Source organism: Clostridium sp. CM041 (assembly GCF_055081035.1).
This window is the reverse complement of the sequence record NZ_CM143648.1, coordinates 3,134,438-3,155,674: the sequence shown is the minus strand read 5'-3', so window position 1 is coordinate 3,155,674 and position 21,237 is coordinate 3,134,438. Positions and strand designations below refer to the sequence as shown.

At 30.9% G+C, this 21,237-nt stretch carries 18 protein-coding genes and 1 riboswitch; of the genes, 3 read left to right on the top strand and 15 right to left on the bottom strand.

From position 1 onward, the window contains the following. Positions 1 to 2: 2 nt before the first annotated feature. Positions 3 to 187, bottom strand: a riboswitch (cobalamin riboswitch). A gap of 174 nt (positions 188 to 361) precedes the next feature. The 5 genes from trmB to ACWJJT_RS14885 form a co-directional block, all read right to left on the bottom strand. Further along, positions 362 to 1,015 carry a tRNA (guanosine(46)-N7)-methyltransferase TrmB gene (trmB, locus tag ACWJJT_RS14905; RefSeq protein ID WP_216301927.1) on the bottom strand — a complete coding sequence of 218 codons (654 nt, stop codon included), beginning with the start codon at positions 1,013 to 1,015 and terminating at the stop codon, positions 362 to 364. Positions 1,016 to 1,062: 47 nt separating this feature from the next. Then, complete coding sequence (locus tag ACWJJT_RS14900; protein WP_462956791.1) at positions 1,063 to 1,680, bottom strand: site-2 protease family protein; 618 nt, start codon at positions 1,678 to 1,680, stop codon at positions 1,063 to 1,065. Between the two features lie 293 nt (positions 1,681 to 1,973). Continuing rightward, complete coding sequence (locus ACWJJT_RS14895) at positions 1,974 to 3,002, bottom strand: hypothetical protein (protein WP_462955255.1); 1,029 nt, start codon at positions 3,000 to 3,002, stop codon at positions 1,974 to 1,976. A 49-nt stretch (positions 3,003 to 3,051) separates the two neighbouring features. Then, complete coding sequence (locus ACWJJT_RS14890) at positions 3,052 to 4,074, bottom strand: phosphodiester glycosidase family protein (RefSeq protein ID WP_462955254.1); 1,023 nt, start codon at positions 4,072 to 4,074, stop codon at positions 3,052 to 3,054. 163 nt (positions 4,075 to 4,237) lie between these two features. Continuing rightward, entirely contained in the window at positions 4,238 to 5,614 is a 1,377-nt protein-coding gene (locus ACWJJT_RS14885; RefSeq protein WP_462955253.1) for a PhoH family protein, read from the bottom strand. 176 nt (positions 5,615 to 5,790) lie between these two features. Here ACWJJT_RS14885 and perR point away from each other — a divergent pair, with 176 nt between their 5' ends. Beyond that, complete coding sequence (perR, locus tag ACWJJT_RS14880) at positions 5,791 to 6,201, top strand: transcriptional regulator PerR (protein WP_462955252.1); 411 nt, start codon at positions 5,791 to 5,793, stop codon at positions 6,199 to 6,201. Between the two features lie 56 nt (positions 6,202 to 6,257). Here the strand turns inward: perR and ACWJJT_RS14875 are convergent, their stop codons facing one another. After that, on the bottom strand, positions 6,258 to 7,487 hold the full coding sequence (locus ACWJJT_RS14875) for an ABC transporter substrate-binding protein (RefSeq protein WP_462955251.1): 1,230 nt from the start codon (positions 7,485 to 7,487) through the stop codon (positions 6,258 to 6,260). 266 nt (positions 7,488 to 7,753) lie between these two features. Here ACWJJT_RS14875 and ACWJJT_RS14870 point away from each other — a divergent pair, with 266 nt between their 5' ends. Together ACWJJT_RS14870 and ACWJJT_RS14865 are read left to right on the top strand one after the other, a co-directional pair. Then, positions 7,754 to 9,289 (top strand): transposase, encoded by a 1,536-nt coding sequence (locus ACWJJT_RS14870; RefSeq protein WP_462954445.1) that lies wholly within the window; start codon positions 7,754 to 7,756, stop codon positions 9,287 to 9,289. A gap of 256 nt (positions 9,290 to 9,545) precedes the next feature. Continuing rightward, on the top strand, positions 9,546 to 10,487 hold the full coding sequence (locus ACWJJT_RS14865) for a VCBS repeat-containing protein (protein WP_462955250.1): 942 nt from the start codon (positions 9,546 to 9,548) through the stop codon (positions 10,485 to 10,487). A gap of 212 nt (positions 10,488 to 10,699) precedes the next feature. On the opposite strand, the gene ACWJJT_RS14860 is transcribed toward ACWJJT_RS14865, so the two are convergent. The 9 genes from ACWJJT_RS14860 to tig all read right to left on the bottom strand — a co-directional run bounded on the left by ACWJJT_RS14860 (position 10,700) and on the right by tig (position 21,183). After that, on the bottom strand, positions 10,700 to 11,638 hold the full coding sequence (locus ACWJJT_RS14860) for a hypothetical protein (protein WP_462955249.1): 939 nt from the start codon (positions 11,636 to 11,638) through the stop codon (positions 10,700 to 10,702). Between the two features lie 54 nt (positions 11,639 to 11,692). Next, a complete protein-coding gene (locus tag ACWJJT_RS14855; RefSeq protein WP_462955248.1) occupies positions 11,693 to 11,938 on the bottom strand; it encodes a hypothetical protein in 246 nt (81 codons plus the stop codon). A 101-nt stretch (positions 11,939 to 12,039) separates the two neighbouring features. Next, positions 12,040 to 12,495 (bottom strand): hypothetical protein, encoded by a 456-nt coding sequence (locus ACWJJT_RS14850; RefSeq protein ID WP_462955247.1) that lies wholly within the window; start codon positions 12,493 to 12,495, stop codon positions 12,040 to 12,042. Between the two features lie 243 nt (positions 12,496 to 12,738). Beyond that, positions 12,739 to 13,332: a ribosome biogenesis GTP-binding protein YihA/YsxC gene (gene yihA, locus ACWJJT_RS14845; protein WP_165412005.1), complete on the bottom strand. Its 594-nt coding sequence runs from the start codon at positions 13,330 to 13,332 to the stop codon at positions 12,739 to 12,741. Then, positions 13,313 to 15,655 carry an endopeptidase La gene (gene lon, locus ACWJJT_RS14840; protein WP_462955246.1) on the bottom strand — a complete coding sequence of 781 codons (2,343 nt, stop codon included), beginning with the start codon at positions 15,653 to 15,655 and terminating at the stop codon, positions 13,313 to 13,315. The genes yihA and lon overlap by 20 nt, the downstream gene beginning before the upstream one ends. Positions 15,656 to 15,893: 238 nt before the next feature. After that, complete coding sequence (gene lonB / locus ACWJJT_RS14835; protein WP_462955245.1) at positions 15,894 to 17,576, bottom strand: ATP-dependent protease LonB; 1,683 nt, start codon at positions 17,574 to 17,576, stop codon at positions 15,894 to 15,896. Between the two features lie 249 nt (positions 17,577 to 17,825). Next, on the bottom strand, positions 17,826 to 19,118 hold the full coding sequence (gene clpX, locus ACWJJT_RS14830; RefSeq protein ID WP_462955244.1) for an ATP-dependent Clp protease ATP-binding subunit ClpX: 1,293 nt from the start codon (positions 19,116 to 19,118) through the stop codon (positions 17,826 to 17,828). A gap of 34 nt (positions 19,119 to 19,152) precedes the next feature. After that, on the bottom strand, positions 19,153 to 19,737 hold the full coding sequence (clpP, locus tag ACWJJT_RS14825) for an ATP-dependent Clp endopeptidase proteolytic subunit ClpP (RefSeq protein WP_216301919.1): 585 nt from the start codon (positions 19,735 to 19,737) through the stop codon (positions 19,153 to 19,155). A gap of 153 nt (positions 19,738 to 19,890) precedes the next feature. Continuing rightward, positions 19,891 to 21,183: a trigger factor gene (tig, locus tag ACWJJT_RS14820; protein WP_165412010.1), complete on the bottom strand. Its 1,293-nt coding sequence runs from the start codon at positions 21,181 to 21,183 to the stop codon at positions 19,891 to 19,893. Positions 21,184 to 21,237 lie beyond the last annotated feature (54 nt).

Below are 21,237 nucleotides of genomic sequence, written 5' to 3'. Positions count from 1 at the left end.
GCTTAATATTACTAATTTAGGCAGGTCTCCTGGCTCTTGATACACTTTCTCTTATCACTTTCCCTTTCAGGTAGTTATTAAAGATTTTCTCTCAATTACAGTAGCGGGGGCTGCTGTGGAATTACACCACATTCCCTTTTCACCTTACTAATCATCTACTAAAGTAACTTCATCCACTTTATTGGCTGATTAATAAAAGGCACCTAAACAAATCTATTCATTTTTAACTAATATAATTCATAAGTTTCATTATTAAAATTTTCAATTTAATACATTTCTATGTAATTAAGTTTATAGCATTATGTTAATCCTGTCAATAAATAAGAATCTAAAATGCTTAAGTCTCATATGGTTAAATTCGCTAAATTAATTTTGCTTGTAGAAACATAGCTTGTTTCCCTATTTCTGTGAATTTAGCTTCATATTCTGTAACTACATTATCTTTAAAATCACTCTTATGCAAATCATAGGTTGAAAATAATATTTCAAACCCGCACTCTTTGAAATAGTCTACTGATTCTTCGAATAGCTCTGTATCATCTGTTTTGAACCAAACTTCAGATCCCGGTTTTAAGAATTTCTTATAGCTCGTCAAGAACTTAGTATGAGTTAATCTTCTTTTATTATGTCTGTCTTTTGGCCAAGGATTACAAAAATTTATATAAATTCTGCTTATCTCATCTTTTGCAAACACATCATCAATAAGCATAATGTTCATTGGCATAAGACGTACATTTATGTCTTGTTCCCCTTCAACTTCTCTTACTTCTATTACTTTTCTAAGGGCAAATACCAGAACCTCATCTTTTAAATCAATGCCTACAAAATTGATATCAAGATCTCTCCTGGACTTTTCTGATATAAATCTACCTTTACCGCAACCTAGTTCTAGATGAATTGCATTGTTATTTTTAAATTCTTCATTCCATTTTCCTTTGTGATCATATTGGTCAGTTATTACAATATGACTAGTTTCCAGCTCTGGCCTAGCCCAATATTTTTTTCTTAAGCGCATATGTTTTTCTCCCTACATTTATAATTTTTATGAAATTTACTTTTTATTTAAAACATCCCTGCAATATTTAAAAACTGTTTAAATAACCATAACCCTGGCGCTTGCACGATATAAGTAAAAACTGATTGTCCACCAGGCAATATAGGCAATATTAACACCATAAATATTAAGAATTGATACCTATAAATTGCATCTGGTAAATTGTAAAAAAACTTTGGGAACAAATCTCTAACTATATGAGATCCATCAAATCCCGGTATTGGCACTAAATTAAGAAAAAACAAAATACAATTTAGGTACCCTGTAATTATTAAAATTTGGCTAATAATAGTATATAATCCACCATGAATTGGTGGAAGTTTCGAAAATAACACAGTCAGAATTGCAAATACAAACCCTAGAATCAGATTAGCAATTGGGCCTGCAACTGAAACTTTCAAATCATCCTTATAATAATTTTTAAATGCACTAGGATTTGTCTGAACAGGCTTTGCCCAACCAAACCCTACTAATATAATCATAAGAAATCCCATTGGATCTATATGTGCGATTGGATTCAGCGTAAGTCTCCCTTGAAATCGTGGAGTTTTGTCTCCTAACCTATCCGCTACGATAGCATGCGCATACTCATGAAAAGTAAATGCTAATAAAATTGCCGGTATCATCAAAATCTTATTTAATATTTGTTGTGTATCCAAATTTATTCCTCCTTATATTCCTACATGGTAGGCAATGTTAATCGCTACTCACCTTGTTAATGCATCTTTGACTTGTTATTTTTTAAGATGTCTAATATATCTATTATAACAAAGTTTATTGTTATTTTGAATTGAATATTCTTAAAATAAAATAATATATTACCACAACTATATCCTTATGAATTAACTTATATTTTCAGGTTATAGAAAAAACCTTATCTTAAAAAGATAAGGTCTTAAATAAAACATCATAGTATCGACTACTTAAAAAGAACAAAAGATACTTCTTTATTATTAACTAATGATACTATTCCCTTAGTATACAATTGCAATAATTCTCCTTTATAGCTAGTTTCAGTTCCAGAACTAACATCTTTTATTACACCCTTCATTGCATCATTTTGATAGACCTTACCAAGAGATGTAACGAATAGATCATTTTTTTTACAAGGTTTTTGTAAATCAATCACTTTCCAATTTTCAGTGTTTTCTGATGTTTTACCATAATAAACTTTGCTTACCAAATTATCTTTTAATTCTCCAAGATACACATTGTCATCATCATCAGTGCCAATTAAAGTAAGTTTTTCTACACCTTTAATATTTATAGGTTCCTCAAGGGTGGTAGAATACATTTTATTATAGACTAATCCCTCGTACACCAAATTATCTTCATGGCGCGCTAATGCCATATTACTCACACTCTTTGGTATTGTATCAATTTTTGTCATATCTTTCATTCTTGTAATTCTATATATACTGCTTCCCTCACCACTACTTGAAACTTTTACGTAAATAAACCCTGTTAAAATTGATAGTTGAGTATCTTCTACTTCAGCATTTGTATCAGTCCAGGCTAAATCTTTAATCTTCGCTTTTTCACCTTTTGCTACGTCATAAGAATACAATACTAAATTACTAGACTCATCATCACTTTTCTCTACTAAAAGCATTCTATTTCTATCTGGAAGCCATTTATAAAAAGAAATTTTACTTCCATCTTCCGCCTCTATATTTTTAACGCTTCCATCCTTACAGTTAGCAATTTTTAATTCTTCATTCTCATAATAGCATAAATATTTAGCATCATAGGATGCTAATATATTTTCTACGTTTGCTGGCAATGTAATATCAATATTTTTTAATTTATCGCTTTTATTTTCAACAATTTTTTCCGTAACCATTTTTGAATCAGTAGCTAAAAAATAATGATCTATATAAAATAAACCTAAACATTGCATGGATAATGAAAATATTATCCATATACTTATTCTTTTCTTCCAGCTCATAGTTTCTTCTCCTTTAATTTAAAATGTACTATGCTCAAATTTCACTTCATTACCTACTCTCCACATAAATAATTGAAGGTATAGATCTTTCTCCTAAACTATCACTAGGATTGTTTATAATTTCATCATCATAAAACAATGTAGAAGAAGAACCTCCATCTAAGTTAGTAGCATTATAAGCCCCATAATCATACAATATATCTTGCACCTCTCTTAAATTAGCACCTAAACTACCTATCTGTCTACCATCAATAACTAATAATATTATTGCACCATCTTTCCTTTGTCCAATAGCTGTTCTAGGTGCTATCCCCTGACGTCCGTCACCCGTATTTATAGTTTTATGTCCATTAACTATAAGTGCCGGACCAAAGGATACCGCTTCCATCACTTCAAGCTCTTTCATTTCTTTAATTGAATGAGCTCCAACTAATAAATTTCCCGATTTAGTAAATGCTACAACCTCTGTTTTTTCATTTTCATCTTTTATATCATTAAAAATTTCTTTACCATTAGACATTATAATTCCTGTTGGATTTGCTCCCGTTCCTGCCCAAAGTGTGTCACCAGCTTTATCTGTAAACGCGCCACCATTAACTGCTGCAATTGCATTATTATCTTTTGCAATATCACTAGTTAATTGACCTTCCCTTAATTGACCTTCCTGGTTGAGCTTACTACTATACCCTACTTTTAATCTAGTCGCGTCACTGATTACTAACACATGACCTTTATATTTTGTCCCTTTAATATTATATCTTTCAATACTATTATCATCTTTATTTTCTATATTTACGCCAGCCGAGTTATTTTGAGCTATAGTTTCCACTACTTGGTCCTTCATAATTTCTTTTATTTTTTCATCGGATAAAAATGATGTTGCTAGCCACTGTAAGGTAAGGGTGGTCATTGCTGCGCCTACCACTGTAGTCTTTACATTTTTAAACGGACCATAATAAATCATAAATGGGCCTGTAATAGCTGTAAAAGTTAATTCAAATATTATAAAAAATAAAACAAGCGTGCTTTGACTTCTTTTTTTTCTCTTCCCACATTTTTCTATTTTTTTCATCTTTCCCATCCTTTTCTTTATTATGTACTATCATATTATACAATAAAACTATATATTTTAACACATCTTTTAAATGTAATTTTTGTGAATATAAATATCATATGATAAATTAATACAAAAAGAGAGTATAAATTTTTATACTCTCTTCTATAGAATTAGATTTTTATAATTTTTTAGAGCCTTCGTATGCTAGGGGCGACCTCTCACATTCATCATATTTCAAAGTTACTTGATAACACAAGTCACTACCCTTCATTTTTTCAGAGGCATAACACAAACCATTTGACCTTGAATCAAGGAAAGGATGATCTATTTGTTCTGGGTCACCTATAAGAATCAACTTAGTTCCCTCTCCAACTCTAGTTATTATTGCTTTAACTTGTTTCGGCGACAAATTTTGTGCCTCATCTATAATTACCCAATTTTTAACTATGGACCTTCCTCTAAGATAAGCAACAGCTTCAGTAGTTATAATTCTCCTATCAAACAAGTCATTTATTTTATCTAATAGTTGCTTTTCATTTTTGTAACGTTCTTTTTCATCAGATTCCACAAGTATCTCTAAATTATCAAATATTGGCCTCATGAATGGTGATATTTTTTCTTGTTCTGTACCAGGTAAAAACCCTATTTCCTCATCCATAGTAACATTGGGTCTGCAAATTAAAATTCTTCTGTAATGTTCATTACTATCCTGTAATATTTTTTGAAGACCTACCGCTAATGAAAATAATGTTTTAGCTGTTCCTGCAGGTCCTTTTATAATTACGAGTGGTGCTTTTACTGAGTCAGCGCTTAAAGCTTCCAGCATAAATTTCTGACCTACATTTCTTGGCGAAACTCCTGAAGGTTTACTTTCCTTATTATAAAGCGGTACTACATTTTTACCATCATATCTAGCGAGTGCCGTTTGTTTAGGATTTTCCATTGAATGAATTATTAAAAATTGATTTGTGTATAAAAGTGGAGTGGTATATTCTTCTGTTTCCTCATCATATTTAAGTAAGGCACCAACTTCCAGATTTTTTTTACTAAAAAACTCCTGAAGCTTTTCTGGAGATACAAATACCTCCATTCTTCCTGTATACTGATTGTCATATTCCGGTACAAATTTTTCATAAAAATCTTCTACATTAATATCTACGGCATCTGCCTTTATTCGTTGGAAAATGTCTTTGGTTATTAACCATACATCCTCGCCTTGCTCTTTAAGCCCTTTACATACCTGCAATATTCTATTGTCAGCTTTATCTTTATTCCAAGAATCAGGAATTTTGGTATCATAATGATTCATTTCTACTCTTAGTCTTCCTCCACTTGTTAAATCAATACCCTCATTTAGTTTCCCCTGCTTCCTAAGTTTATCAATAAGTCTAGCCGCATATCTAGCATTAGCCCCTAAATCACTTTTATCTTTCTTAAAACTATCTAATTCCTCGAGTACCACTTCAGGTATTATTACATCATTATCTCCAAAAGATAATATGGCGCTTGGTGAATACAAAATAACATTTGTATCTAGTACATAGGTTTTTTTCAAAATGTCAGCTCCCCCTTTCTCTATTACTAATATATGTTACTTATCCTATAAATGAATTAAAAATAAAATAAAATTTAAAATTCCTATTAATTCTAAATATATTTTTTTGACAAGTAATAGGTTTTATTATATAATAAAACCTACAACAGTTTTGATAACATTATAGGATGGTGTATATGGATAACATTACAACAATTTTTAAAGAGAAGAAATTAAAACTTACACCTCAACGGATTGCTGTTTATAAATATTTGCAATCAACAAAAGAACACCCTTCTGCAGAATTAATTTACAAAGCTCTGCAACCAACGTATCCTACTATGAGTTTAGCTACGGTTTATAAAGCATTAAAAACTCTTATAGAAGTTAAATTAATAATTGAACTTAATGTAGGTGAAGGTAACTTTAGATATGATGGCAATGTGTCTTCACATCCTCATATACATTGCATAAGTTGTGGCAGGGTTGATGACATAGAAGGCATACGTTTTTCAAATATACGCGAAGATGTAAAACAGCATACTAGCTATGAAGTTTTAGAGAGTAAAGTATATTTTTATGGTTTATGTGAAAATTGCAAAAAATAATTAAATAAAGAAAGAAGTATGAAATTCAATTCATACTTCTTTCTTTATTTACCAAATCATTTATAACTTTCTTTTAATAACTCCTCCCATTCTTTAGAGCTATAATCACCACCTAAAATCTTTTTCAAAGCCAAAAGTACATTGTTTTTGAGTTTATCAGGTAAATTATATAATATAGGTACATTATTATCATTAGCTTTATATATATGTTGAACCATTATTTTACCAATACCTGAGACTTTATTATTTGCGATTTTATTTCCACTTATAATTCCTTTCTGCACAATTCTTGCTTGAACCTCATCACTATAAATATATTTAATAAACGCATCGGCATTATCGCCATTCTTTGCATTTACAGGAACACTTAATAAAGAATTAATTATAATAGGTCCATTAGAACCATACTTTGAATTATTCTCGTAATCTTCTATTATGCCTATGTTACTTCCATTAAGTTTAGAATTATAATAAGAAATACATACTAATAATGGAGAATCACCATTATTAAAATTCGTAATATTTTGTTCATTACCTAATTCAAAAGAGTCCTTAGTAATTCCATTATTTTTTGTTAAAGAATCAAATTCTTTAAATATTCCCTGTACATCTTTCAATTCTTTATAAGATTCTTCACCACTATCATATTTTTCCTCAACGTCATGAATACTTATGCTCTTGCTAGCTATTAATGAAAATAGAAATCCATTCGCATCTACATCTCCCGTTAACACTACTGGAGTTTTCATACCCTTACCATTAGTTTTCTTTAGCACATTTAACCATTGTTCTAAATTATTAGGGTTAGATATTTTTAGTTTCTCAAGATGCGCTTTATTATATAGTAGCTCAATAGAATATGGCACAACCCCTATTCCATAGTATTTATCTCCTACTCTACCATAAGAACTCATAATATTATAGTATCTATTATTTATAGTATTATCATCATAAGAATCTTTCATATCACTCAAAACTCCATTTTTACTAAGTTCAATAAGTTTATTCCTATTAGTAAAAATCACATCAATTTCTGTTCCTAAATTAATGGTCTCCATGATATCACTTTTATCACCTAGTGCATCATTTAGTTTTACTTCAACATCAGGGTTGTTCTTTTTAAAATCATCAATTAAAAGCTTAATTACTTTTGAAGAAGACTCATCAGTTGTATCTAAAAATATATTTAATTTTTTTTCTTTTTCATCCATTTTGCATGATGAAAAGCTAAACACCATAGTTAAAACTATAAGAACGCAACATAAATTTTTTAATGATTTTTTCATAAGTTCACCTCACTTTATTAATAAGTGCACTCTCGGAAACTCTTAAGGCACTGCTAACTCTTGATTCATTTTGCTCAAAAATCAACTTCACCTCAAAAATTCGTGGTGCCTCATATTGTACGAATAACCTAGAAAATTTAAGCTATTCGTATTATTTTTTATTTTTTTTACTTAAACATTGTGAAATAAGACTTGACAGCTAGTAAAAATTCGCAAAATTAAATATGTATATTTTTTACATTATTTCATTTGCGAGGAGTGTTTTTATGTTAACTGTTAAGGTTTCTCATTCCCAATATCAATATTTTCTTGAAACATTTTTAGAAAAATTCTATATTCAAACCAATCAACAAATCACTTTGTTTGAGCGTAGTTCACAAATAACTAAAATATGGTCTACCGACCTAACCGGAATTGTCCCTCTAATAGAAAGTACTTATTCTAAATCTAATCAAGGAGCTCCGCCAAAAGATGCGGCAGCATTACTCAGGTCACTTATTATCATGGCTTATTGTAAAGAAACTAGTATATCCTCTTGGGTAAAAACATTACGTTCAGACCCTTTCTATTCAATTTTATCTGGTTTTATACCCGCTTGCTATTCAGACTCTAAAGCCGAAGGCATACATGTTGACCGACTTCCTGGTGTAGGTACTTTTTATGATTTTATGGATAGGCTGATTCATAAGGATAAGATCCTTAATAAATCCAAACTGCGTAAAATTAAACGTAAACCACGTAAAAAGCAAAAGAAAAACCAAAAGATGAATAACTCCAAATCTGGTGTAGTTGACCGTTTAGTTAAAAGAATCTTAAAATTTGATAATTTAAAGCTCCTTGACAGAAGCGAATCCAAAATGAACAACATACTTAAAGAATTATTTGTTATTCCTTCTTTATCAATGGGTATTTTGGGCGATCCTTCTAAACTAAATATTGCTGGCGACGGAACCTGTATGCCAACACAGGCTTCGCCTTACGGTAAAAAAGTTTGTGATTGCAAACTTAAACCAGGAGAACATTGTGACTGTTATCGAAAGTTTACCGACCCCAGTGCTAGCTGGGGTTGGGATAGCTTTAATGAACATTATTACTATGGTCATACCTATCATGGATTTACTGCCTGTGATAGCTTTTACAGCCTACCTATCCATATTAAATTTGTTAGCGCGGCACGCCATGATGCTGTTACTGGAGTTTATGCACTTAAAGAACTTGTAGATTTATATCCTGAAATTAAATTTCATTCTGTAGCCTTAGATTCTGCTTATGATGCTAATGCTTTTTATCTTTTATGCATGCATTATGGAATAAATCCTATTATTGATTTAAATTCACGTTCTTCAAAACCATCATCAAATAGTGAATTTGTTAAACTTGATAAGAATGCTATTCCACACGGAACTGTTTGTGGACATCAGCTTCGTAATTGGGGAATTATTACTAAACAATATAGACATAAATGGTTATTCCCAGTTCAATGTGAAAACTGTGAAAAATGTCCTATGAAAAGCAATAAATCTTATTACACTAAAACATTAGATAACCCAAGGTATTTTACTCCAATATTAAGAGGTTCAAAACAATGGAAATCTCTTTATAAAAGACGTTCAACTACTGAAAGGTGTTGGGATAGAATAAATAATAATTTTCATGCTGAAGATGCAATTATTTATTCTGTTGGGTATAGAATAACAAGGGTATTTCTTGGTGCATTTTGCTGTTTCATAGATGCTTGGGCATCAGAAAAATTAATAGCCCTTGCTGATATTTTCCCAACTCTTAAAAATATAGCTGCGTAATTTAAAATAAATTTCAATTCAATAACCAGCCTACGGCTTTTTTTAATAGTGTATAAAAAAGTCTTTTTGTCATGCCCGTAATTAATTCAAATATAACTTTTCATTCAAATAAGCACTTTTAATACTTAAATATGGAAATTGTTAATTATTGTTTTCCGACTATACTATTAATAAATATGAATCTTTTTTAAATTTATTTAATATAAATTAATTAAACATACAATTGTTACATATAATTTAGAGGGGGGTGTAATATATGAAATTACAGATACTATTTTTTAAGAAGAAGATTGTCTATTATACTTTAGCAATTATTATCTTTACCATAACACTTACATTTTTTTTGTTTTTCAGAAAAAGTTCAATAAGTACGTTTAATGTCGTTAATGAAAACAAAATGATGCAAGCTGATCTAACAGCGGATGGAACTAAGGATATTCTCTACATAAAAACAGATGCAGATAAATATTATATCCAAATAAATTCAGAATCTAAGAGTTATTATCTAGAGCCTTCTAAAAAAAGTAACACTGTGGGAAATTATTATTCGCAGTGGCCAATGCGACTTACTTTAATGGACATATCTAGAAACAATATACCTGAAATATTTACTCAAGCATCAGTAAAGGATAAGGCTATTCAGCATGTATTTCTTTGGACTGGAGAAAAATTTGATGATATATTTTGCAGCACAAACAATATTTTAGGTTTTATAGATAGTAAGAATAATAAAACCCCTAAAGTTATATCTGGAAATATTAAAGATGGTGAAATGAACTTAGTCAGTTATATTTTCATTAAAAATAATTTAAAGTCTTTTAACTATAATTATGCCGATAATTATATGGGTAAAAACACCATGTTAGGTTTTGTAAATCTGATGGAAAGCTTTCCATTATCAGAATTAAATATGTCAAAAGAACTTTTCGCACCTTATTTAAATGGTAATGATATTTCACTATTAGGCGATTTATCAAGCCAAAAAATACATTTTACTTTTCAAGATGCCGTTTTCAAAGATTATAATTGGGACAAAGACGGTAATGCCAGTGAAATTCTATGGACATTAAATTTTAAAGGAACCAATACAAATGATTTAAAAGAAACAAAAAACTATACTATAGAACTAATTGTAAAGCTTATGCCTAATGAGAATAAAGTTTCTATCTTCAAGATTAGCTCTATAACTCTTAAGTAATAAAGCGATATTATTAAGATATACACAATTATAAAAGGGACCGTATTATCGGTCCCAAGGGGGATGGGGGGTTACGCATAAAATAATTATTTTATGCTAATGGAGATTTCAACTCCGATTACATTTATAATATTACCCTTTTTACGGAGTTTTATTCATTATAAAATATATTTAAATTTTTTATATAAAACACACATTTATTTGTAGCAATTCTAATGTCTTGAGGTATCATTTTCCTCTACGATTTTATTGAGCACTTCAATTTTTTTATCATCTACTAGATGAGCTAATATAAAAATAAGCTGTTCCTTATCCTCATCCTCTAAGAATTGTAAAATGCTATGTGTACTTTCTTTAGGACTCGTATGTTTAAATTCAACATCGTTGCTTTCAAAAGAATCATTATTCGATATGGAATTCATAATATCATTAAGATTTGGATTGTTTAAGTCTAGATTATTTAAATCTATTCCAGACAGCATATTTGAAATTTCGCTTAAATCTATATTACCCATACCTGAAAATATATTTGATAACATATTATCTTGCCCATCTTCATTTGAATTTACTAAATCATTATTCTCATTAAGATCATTGTTTTTTTCATTACTATTACTATTACGATTACTATTACCATTATTACGATTACTATTATTACTACTATTACTATTATTTTTATTTTGATTGTTTTGATTATTATTGCCATTATTATTATTTTGATTATTATTATTATTTTTTGCTGAATTCGATGTTGAATTTACATTTCCTGAATAACTATCCGTTGAGTTGCCTCGCATGTTATTACCTTGCCCTCCTAAACTGTCCATCAAATTTCCTAACATATTATTGTCTTGTCCGCCTAAACTGCCAATTAAATTTCCTAGCATATTATTGTCTTGGCCACCTAACCCAGAAATTAACCCTTCAAGCATATTATTGCCCCCACCATTATTTCCTCCAAGAAAGCTAGTTAATAATCCCATCAAAGGATTTGCAGAATTTCCATTAATCATTTGTGCTAATGGGTTATTGCCAGAATTGTTATTGTTATTATTGTTGCCGTTATTATTACTGTCATTGTTATTATTTGCATTATTGTTATTATTTTCATTATTCATATTATTTCTATCGTGTTTATGATGTTTTGACATATTTATCACCTCATTTATAAATGGGAGAGCATAAGCTCTCCCTGATTTTTAGAATTAACAACAACATCCTCTCGCTGGTGTTTCAACATTTCTACCTTTACAACAACAACAAACTATGAATATCAATATTAGCAAGAAAGCATTTTTGTTTTCAAGTAGACATGTTCTTTGAAGTATAATTAAGAGTATTAACGCACAACATGGATTTGTACATATACTTGAAAACTGATTTCCATTTCTACATCCACACTCTGATGTTCTATCACAACATCTTCTTTCACGACATCTTCTTTTTGACATATAAAACTCCCCTTCCTGGGCCATGTTTTAATGCACTATTTATTTTAACTCAAGTTAATTAATATTTTAATTTATCTATTTGTGCAATTACAATTATTTATCTAACAATCTTCATCACAGTTATCTAGATTTATAAAATTATTTGTGCATCCTCTGCCTTGTCTACCATTATTGCCACCACATGCGAATATAAGAATTAAGATTATTATCCAGCAACATGCACCGCCGCCGCCGAATCCGCCACATCCGCCACCAAATCCACCAAATCCGCCAAATCCACCTCTACTACTTGAGCCACATCTGCAAAGTTCCTTGCAGTGTTTAGGATCGCATCCGCAGACAGTTCCACTCTCTTGTCCTTGACCCCATCCTCCGCATAAGCATAATAGAATAATGATCCAAATTATTGAGCTTCTTCCGCCTCCAAAGCCACCACAGCCGCGTCCACAGTCACAATCGCCTCTGTTGTTACAGTTGCCACCTCCGATGCCACAGTTGCCACCGCCTAAATTTCCTTTGCCACTACTCAAGCCACTTAATAAGCTATTCATATCCATTTACTTGCCTCCTTATTGTTGTTTTACCTTTTAAAATCTTTTTCTTTGGTTCTAATATATACTATTCTTGTAGAAATAAATTGACACAGATTTTCAAATTAAATCATCTTTTTCCATGTGCTTAAATCATTACCTGCGGCGCTGTATATTTTTTACACATGCTAAAGGCAAAAAAAAATAGACCTCATTACTTTATGCACAAAGTACTAGTTTGCACGCCGTAATGTAGGTCTATTTTATTTTTTATTCTTCTATGTGATCATCTTTAAACATGTTTCCTAGTAACTCTTTTACACCTATTTTCTTTAGTGAGGAAATATTAATAATTTCCTCATTCGCCTCAAGAGCAAATGTTTCCCTTATCAGCTTATTATTTTTTACAAGTTCTGCTCTATTTAACTTATCTTTTTTTGTTGCCACTATTACAACTTCATAACCAAAATGTTTAATCCATCCGTACATTAGAAGATCATCTTTAGTTGGCTTACGTCTACAATCCACAAGTAATGCTACCTTTTGAAGTTGTGGTCTACGAATTAGGTAGTCCTCCATCATCTTACCCCATTTAGCTTGTTCAGTTTTTGATACTTTTGCATATCCGTAACCTGGTAAATCAACAAAATAAAAGCTATTGTTTATTAAAAAAAAGTTTATAAGTCTAGTTTTTCCAGGTGTTCCACTAACTTTAACCAGCTTTCGTCTATTGGTTAAAGTATTTATTAAAGAAGACTTTCCTACGTTGGACCTACCAACGAAAGCATACTCTACCATATTATCTGTAGGATACTGGTTAGGTTTTACTGCTGAAATTATGAATTCAGATTGTTTTATCTCCATTATATATCTCTCCAATTAATGCATTTTCAAGCACATGTTCTACTTTACTTGCAATTATAAATTTTAGTTTATTTTTAATACTATTTGGTATTTTTTGTATGTCTTTTTCATTATTTTTAGGTATTATAATTGTATCAATTCCTGCCCTATATGCAGCTAACGATTTTTCCTTAAGTCCACCAATAGGCAGCACTCTTCCTGTAAGTGTAATCTCCCCTGTCATCGCTACATTATGTCTTACTTTTTTGTTAGTTAAGGCAGATACCATTGCAGTTATCATAGTTACCCCCGCCGATGGTCCATCTTTAGGCACCGACCCCTCTGGTACATGAATATGAATATCTTTATTTTTATAAAAATCTTTATCAATATTATATTTGGCTGCATTAGCTCTAACATAGCTGTATCCAGCTTTAGCAGATTCTTTCATTACATCTCCTAATTGACCGGTAAGTTGAAGCTTACCAGTTCCATCCATAGCACTTGCCTCTACAGGCAAGATAACCCCACCAACCTCTGTCCACGCAAGGCCTGTTACAACTCCTACTCCATCTTCCTCGTCAGCTTTATCATAGGTATATAAAACTGGACCTAAATATCGTTTAACATGTGAAGTTGTAACATTAACATTTTCTTTGCCCTTTTCTACCGTTTCAGTTATTGCCTTTCTTATAACTGAGGCAATTTTTCTTTCAAGATTTCTAACCCCTGATTCCCTAGTATAATTTTCGATAATACAATTCACCGAAGAATCGGAAAAAGTTATTTTATCATCATCCATATTATGTTCTTTTAACATCTTTGGAATAATGTGATTTTTAGCGATATGGAATTTTTCTTCTGAAGTATAGCCTGACACCTCAATAACTTCCATTCTATCTAGTAATGGTCTTGGAATGGTATCTAATTTATTTGCAGTAGTTATAAATAAAACTTTCGATAAATCAAAGTCTAATTCTAGGTAATGATCCCTAAAAGTTGCATTTTGTTCACTATCCAAAACTTCTAAAAGCGCATCTGCGGGGTCACCCTTAGAATCACCGCTCATTTTATCAATTTCATCTAATAAGAATAATGGATTTCTATATCCGGCTTGTTTCATGGCATATATAATTCTACCTGGAATTGCTCCCACGTAAGTTTTTCTATGTCCTCTTATTTCAGCCTCATCTTTTACTCCCCCAAGTGACATTCTAACAAAATTTCTATTTAATGCATTAGCAACAGACTTCGCTATAGATGTTTTTCCAACTCCTGGTGGACCTACCAAACAAAGTATAGGTCCCTTAAGCGTATTGCTGATTTTTTTAACTGCTAAATATTCTATTATTCTTTCCTTAACATCCTCGAGCCCATAATGTTCCGCTTTAAAAACCTCTCTAGCCTTGTTAATATCAATGGTATCTTTAGTAACTTTATTAAAGGGTAGTGCTAATATCCAATCTAAATAGGCTTTTGTTACTCCATTTTCTGAAGAATAATTCCCTGAACTTTTCAATCTATTTAGTTCATAAATTGCTTTTTCTTTTGCCTCTTTAGGAAGCTTTGCCTTTTTTATTTTATTTTCATATTCTACGATTTCTCTCTTATCTTCGTCATCTTCTCCTAATTCTTCTTGTATAGCTTTCATTTGTTCTCTTAGATAATATTCCTTTTGGATTTTATCAATTCTACCTTTAACCTTGTTTCCAATCTTCTTTTCTATTTTTAATACTTCAACCTCATTTTTTAATATAAGTAACAATTTTTCTAATCTTTTAATAACTTGTACTGTTTCAAGCAATTCTTGTTTTGTCTCTGGCTTTAGTATTAAATATGAGCTTACCATATCACAATATCTTCCTGGTTCTTCCGTCTCTTCTAAACTGAATAAAGCATCTGGGAAGTTGTTAACTGATAGATTTATGTATTCTTCAAAGGCTTTATCTATACTTCTAATGTATGCCTTACATTCCTTATTATCTTCATACAATTCATCCTCAATAATTTCTACTTCCACCCGTAGAAAAGGTTCCTTCTCTTTGTACTCAAGAATCTTACCTCTCTTTATTCCCTCAACTAGTACCCTAATTGCATCTCCTGGTAACTTTAATATTTGTTTTACATTACAAATAGTACCAATATTATATATATCCTTCTCTTCTGGTTCTTCAATTTTTAATACCTTCTGTGAACCCAGAAAAATCTCTTGATTATTTAGCATAGCATCCTCTAATGCAAGTATAGATTTTTCTCTACCAACATCAAAATGCAATACCATATATGGAAATATATTCATGCCTCTTAACGGAATTAACGGAAGAAGTTTTGTAATTTTGTCCATTTTTCTCCCTCTTTTCTATATTATATTAATTTTTCTCTATTAATGTAAAATCAAATTTCTACTTTACAAATAATAGATATCACAAACTATAAATATTTGCTCATTATATTTTTATGTTTTTATATTTCGACTACTATAGTATACCTATAATACAATTATTTTTCAATACTACAAAGTTTAAAATAAAAAAGGTAACCTACTATAATTAAATAGTGATCACCTTTTTTTTAAATATGATTTATCCTTTTAATGATTCAGCTGCTATAACATCCACATCTTTCTCAAATGCAATTGAAATATTTTTAGGAGTCTCCTGAAGTAACGCCTCACGAATTACCTCACTAATATTACTCACTGGTATAATCTTAATATTTTCGATACTTTTAAAACTATCTTGCCAATTATCCCTCGGAATAATAACTCTTGTGGCACCTGCTTTTTTTGCAGCATCAATTTTAGCATTGACACCGCCTATCGGCTTTACATTACCATGAATTGATATTTCTCCTGTCATTGCAACCATATTATCAACTGGTACACCTTTTATTGCACTATATATTGCAGTTGTTATGCTAACCCCTGCTGATGGGCCATCTACAGGTGATCCACCTGGAAAGTTTACATGAATATCATAATCATCACAATCTATATCAAAATATTTTTCGAGTACTGTAACCACATTTTCTACTGATGATCTCGCAGTACTTTTTCTTTTCAATTTTTTATTGCTACTACTTATTTCTTCTTCTTCAATAATTCCTGTAATTTTAAGAACACCTTTTCTAAGCTTTATTTTTTTTGCACTAGCTTCAATTTCCATTACCGCTCCTATATTAGATCCGTAAACCGCAAGCCCGTTTACATATCCAATTTGTGGTTTATCTGATATCATATTTTCGAACCTTGGGGAGTACTGACCATTTTCTATAACCCACTCAACATCCTCAACACTTACTTCATCTCTATTATCGTTAATAGCCATACCACTAGCTAACTGAATTAAATTAACAGTATCACGTCCATTGCTAGAGTATTTACCAACAAGCTTTAATGCTTTTTCACATATTTTAAGACCTATTTTATTTATTGAATTTTCAGCAATTGTTTGTAATTCTTCTGGAAGTAATGCCCTAAAAAATATCTCTATACACCTTGACCTTATTGCAGGCATTATTTCTTCTGGATTACGTGTAGTTGCACCTATAAGTCTAAAATCAGCTGGAAGCCCTTCATCGAATACTTCTTTTATATAAAGCGGCATGTTAGGATCTTCTCCATTATAATAAGCACTATCTAAAAACACTTTTCTATCTTCTAATACTTTAAGGAGTTTATTCATTTCTATAGGATGTAGCTCTCCAATTTCATCAACAAATAGAATTCCGCCATGTGCTTTTGTAACCGCTCCAGGCTTTGGTTGAGGTACTCCAGCCGCTCCGAGTGGTCCGGCTCCTTGGTAAATGGGATCGTGAACGGATCCAATAAGCGGATCTGCAATCCCCCTTTCATCAAATCTAACAGTTGTTCCATCTATTTCTACAAACTTAGAACATTCATTAAATGGAGATCGTTCTCTTTTTTTAGCGTCTTCAAGTACTAATCTAGCGGCCGCTGTTTTTCCTACTCCAGGTGGCCCATAAATTATGACATGTTGAGGATTAGGTCCGCATATTGCTGCTTGCAGTGCCTTAATTCCTTTTTCTTGTCCTATAACCTCCTCGAATCTTGTCGGTCTGCTTTTTTCAGTAAGTGGTTCTGTAAGGCTTATGCTTTTCATTTTTCTTAAATTTTCCATTTCTTTTTTGTTTCCTTTATTAACAACCACCTTACTACTTTGCTGACTTTTTAATGCATTAAAAAAATATAATCCAATAACTATTGTAAAAAAAAGTTGTATTGCCATAAGAAGTTTCATTGTCATATTATTTAAAGTTTAATATTTAATATATTAAACTAATCCTCCTTTCTCATATTAAATTTGCATATTTTAGTAAATATTGCATCATTTATATTATGGTCAAGAAAGGAATAATATATTCTTCTTATTCCATATATTATTCAAATTTTTAAATTTTATAATTTCATCACAATAAAAAAAGACAGATATATAATCCGTCTTTTTTCTACATTAATATTACACCTGCGTAGGTGATGATTTAGTCTTAGTTTACTATGCTGTTTCTGGGCCTTTTTTAGTTTTAATTTTCTTTGCAATCTTTAATTTTTCTCTTTTTCCACTTTCAGCTAAGACTAATTGTGGGTTTCTAGTTCTAATAGTATCCTCATTAACTATTACTTTAGATACTTGTTCATTAGATGGAATATCAAACATAATTTCCTTCATTGTATCTTCTATAATAGATCTAAGTCCACGAGCTCCAGTTTTTCTTTTGATAGCTTCTTTAGCTATAGCTTTTAACGCCTCTTCTTCAAACTCTAATTCTACGTTATCCATCTCAAACAATTTCTTATATTGTTTAATGAGCGCATTTTTAGGTTCACTAAGAATTTTAACTAATGCTTCTTCATCTAAAGCTTCAAGAGTAACTACTATCGGAAGCCTTCCTACAAACTCTGGAATTAATCCAAATTTCAATAAATCTCCTGGCATTATAAATTTCAACATTTCTCCTACATTTGCTTCTTCTTTTGATCTTATTTCAGCTCCGAAACCAACAGATGTAGTTCTAGTTCTTTTTTCTATAATTTTATCAAGTCCATCAAATGCTCCTCCACAGATAAATAAAATATTTGATGTATTTATCTGAATAAACTCTTGATGAGGATGCTTTCTTCCACCTTGTGGTGGAACTGATGCTGTAGTGCCTTCTAATATTTTAAGTAACGCCTGTTGAACGCCTTCTCCAGATACATCCCTAGTTATAGAAGGATTTTCAGATTTTCTAGCTACCTTATCTATTTCATCTATATAGATAATACCTTTTTCTGCTTTTTCTACATCATAATCAGCATTTTGTATTAATTTAAGTAAGATGTTTTCTACATCTTCTCCTACATATCCTGCTTCAGTAAGTGTAGTTGCATCGGCTATTGCAAAAGGTACATTTAAATATTTTGCTAATGTTTGAGCTAGTAAAGTCTTACCACTTCCTGTAGGTCCAAGTAATAATATATTACTTTTTTGAAGTTCAACATCACCTTCATTAACATTTGAATTTATTCTTTTGTAATGATTATATACTGCTACAGCCAAAGATTTTTTAGCGGTATTTTGCCCAACTACGTACTCATCTATATATTTTTTTATTTCTGCAGGTTTTGGTAATGACCCTAGGTCTAGTTCAACATCCCCCTGGAATTCATCTACAATTATTTCAGAACATAATTCTATACACTCATCACAAATATACACTCCTGGTCCTGCAATTAATCTTCTAACTTGTTCTTGGGTTTTACCACAAAAAGAACATTTAAGTTGTTTTTTTTCATCAAACTTTGTCATATTTTCACCTCAACTAACCTTATTTCGTTTAATGTTATTTCTTTTTAGATATAACTTCATCTATTAATCCATACTCCATAGCTTCTTGTGCACTCATGAAGTAATCTCTTTCAACATCATGTTGAATTTTTTCAATTGATTGTCCAGTTCTTTCACTATAGATTTTATTTAGTGTAGCTTTAGTTTTCATAATTCTTTTTGCGTGAATATCAATATCAGTTGCCTGACCTTGGAACCCACCTAAAGGCTGATGTATAAGTATTTCGCTATTAGGTAATGCAAATCTTTTTCCCTTTTCACCAGCATTTAATAAGAACGATCCCATGGATGCTGCCATACCAATGCAAATAGTTGAAACTTGTGGTTTTATATATTGCATTGTGTCATAAATAGCCATCCCTGCTGTAATTGATCCACCTGGACTATTTATATATAAATAAATGTCTTTATCAGGGTCTTCCGACTCTAAATACAATAACTGAGCAACAACTAAACTAGCAGTGACATCATTTACCTCTTCTCCTAGGAAAATTATTCTATCATTTAATAATCTCGAATAAATATCATAGGATCTTTCGCCCCTATTAGTTTGTTCAACAACCATTGGCACTAAACTCATATAATTCACTCCTTTACTCTAATAATAGTACTGTTTAACTAGGTAATCTATTCCTTAATTCTATCCCAAGTAATTATTTTTTAATCAATTAATTTTATCCTGTATTTAAAATTAATTGCCAGAGAAATATCTGGCAATTAATTCTAGTATAAATTATGCAGTAACTTTTGCACTATCAACTAACATATCTATTACTTTTTCATTTACAACATCAATTTGTAGATATTGTTTTTGCGCTTTCATAATTAAGTCTGCTGTTTTATCTATTTCTTTGTCTCCATATTGCGCCGCAACTTGTTTAGCTTTTTCTAACAGTTCTTCATCACTAGCTTCAAATTTTTCTATTTTCGCTATCTCTGTTATTACTAAATCAGTTTTAACTCTCTTTTCAGCTGCTTCTTTCATGAACTCCCTAACCTTTTCTTCAGTGTTGTTAGTGTACTGATAGTACGATTCAAGATCTAACCCTTGTTGTTTTAATTTCATTTCTAAATCTTTGAGCATTATATCAGTTTCTCTTTTCACCATAATTTCTGGAATATCCATTGCTACGTTAGAACAAACTGCATCTATTACAGCTTCTTCAAATTCTTTCTTTTCTCTATCTGCACTTGATACCTCAAGTGATTTTTTAATGTTATTTCTTAATTCTTCTAAAGTATCGAATTCTGACACTTCTTTAGCAAATTCATCATCAATAGCTGGTAATTCTTTTTCTTTCATGCTTTTAATAGTTACATTAAAAGTTGCAAGTTTTCCATTTAAGTCTTCTCTTCCATATGCTTCTGGAAAATTAACTTTAACTTCTTTAGTTTCTCCAGCTTTTAAGCCTATTAATTGTTCTTCAAAGGTATCAATAAATGATCCTGAACCAATTTCAAGTTCAAAATCTGTTCCTTGTCCGCCTTCGAAAGCTACATCTTCAACAAATCCTTCGAAGTCTATAATTGCTATGTTGCCCATTGCAACAGCGCCATCAAGCTTCTCTTCAACTCTAGCATTTTTTTCTTGCATGCCTTTTAACTGATTTTCAATTTCATCATCTGTTACCTTATATTCAGTTTTCTTAACTTCTAATCCTTTGTATTCTCCAATTTGAACTTCGGGTGCTACTGCAATTGATGCAGTGTATACAAAGTCTTTTCCTTCCCCTATTTCAACAATATCAATTTGAGGATAATCCAATGGCTTTATATCATACTCTTTTAAAGCTTCTGGATATGTATCATCACAGCAGAAGTTTATAGCATCTTCAAAGAAAACACCTTCACCATACATTTTCTTTATTATATTCATTGGAGCTTTACCTTTTCTAAACCCAGGTATATTAATAGTCTTTGAGTTTTTTGCACAAGATTTTTTCAAAGATTCATTAAATCTTGTTGCTTCCACCGTTATTTCTAATTTAATAATATTTTTTTCTAATTTTTCCATTTTAATGTTCATTATATTACTCCTCCTAATCGCCACAAATGCTTATTACTTTAAATATTATAACAT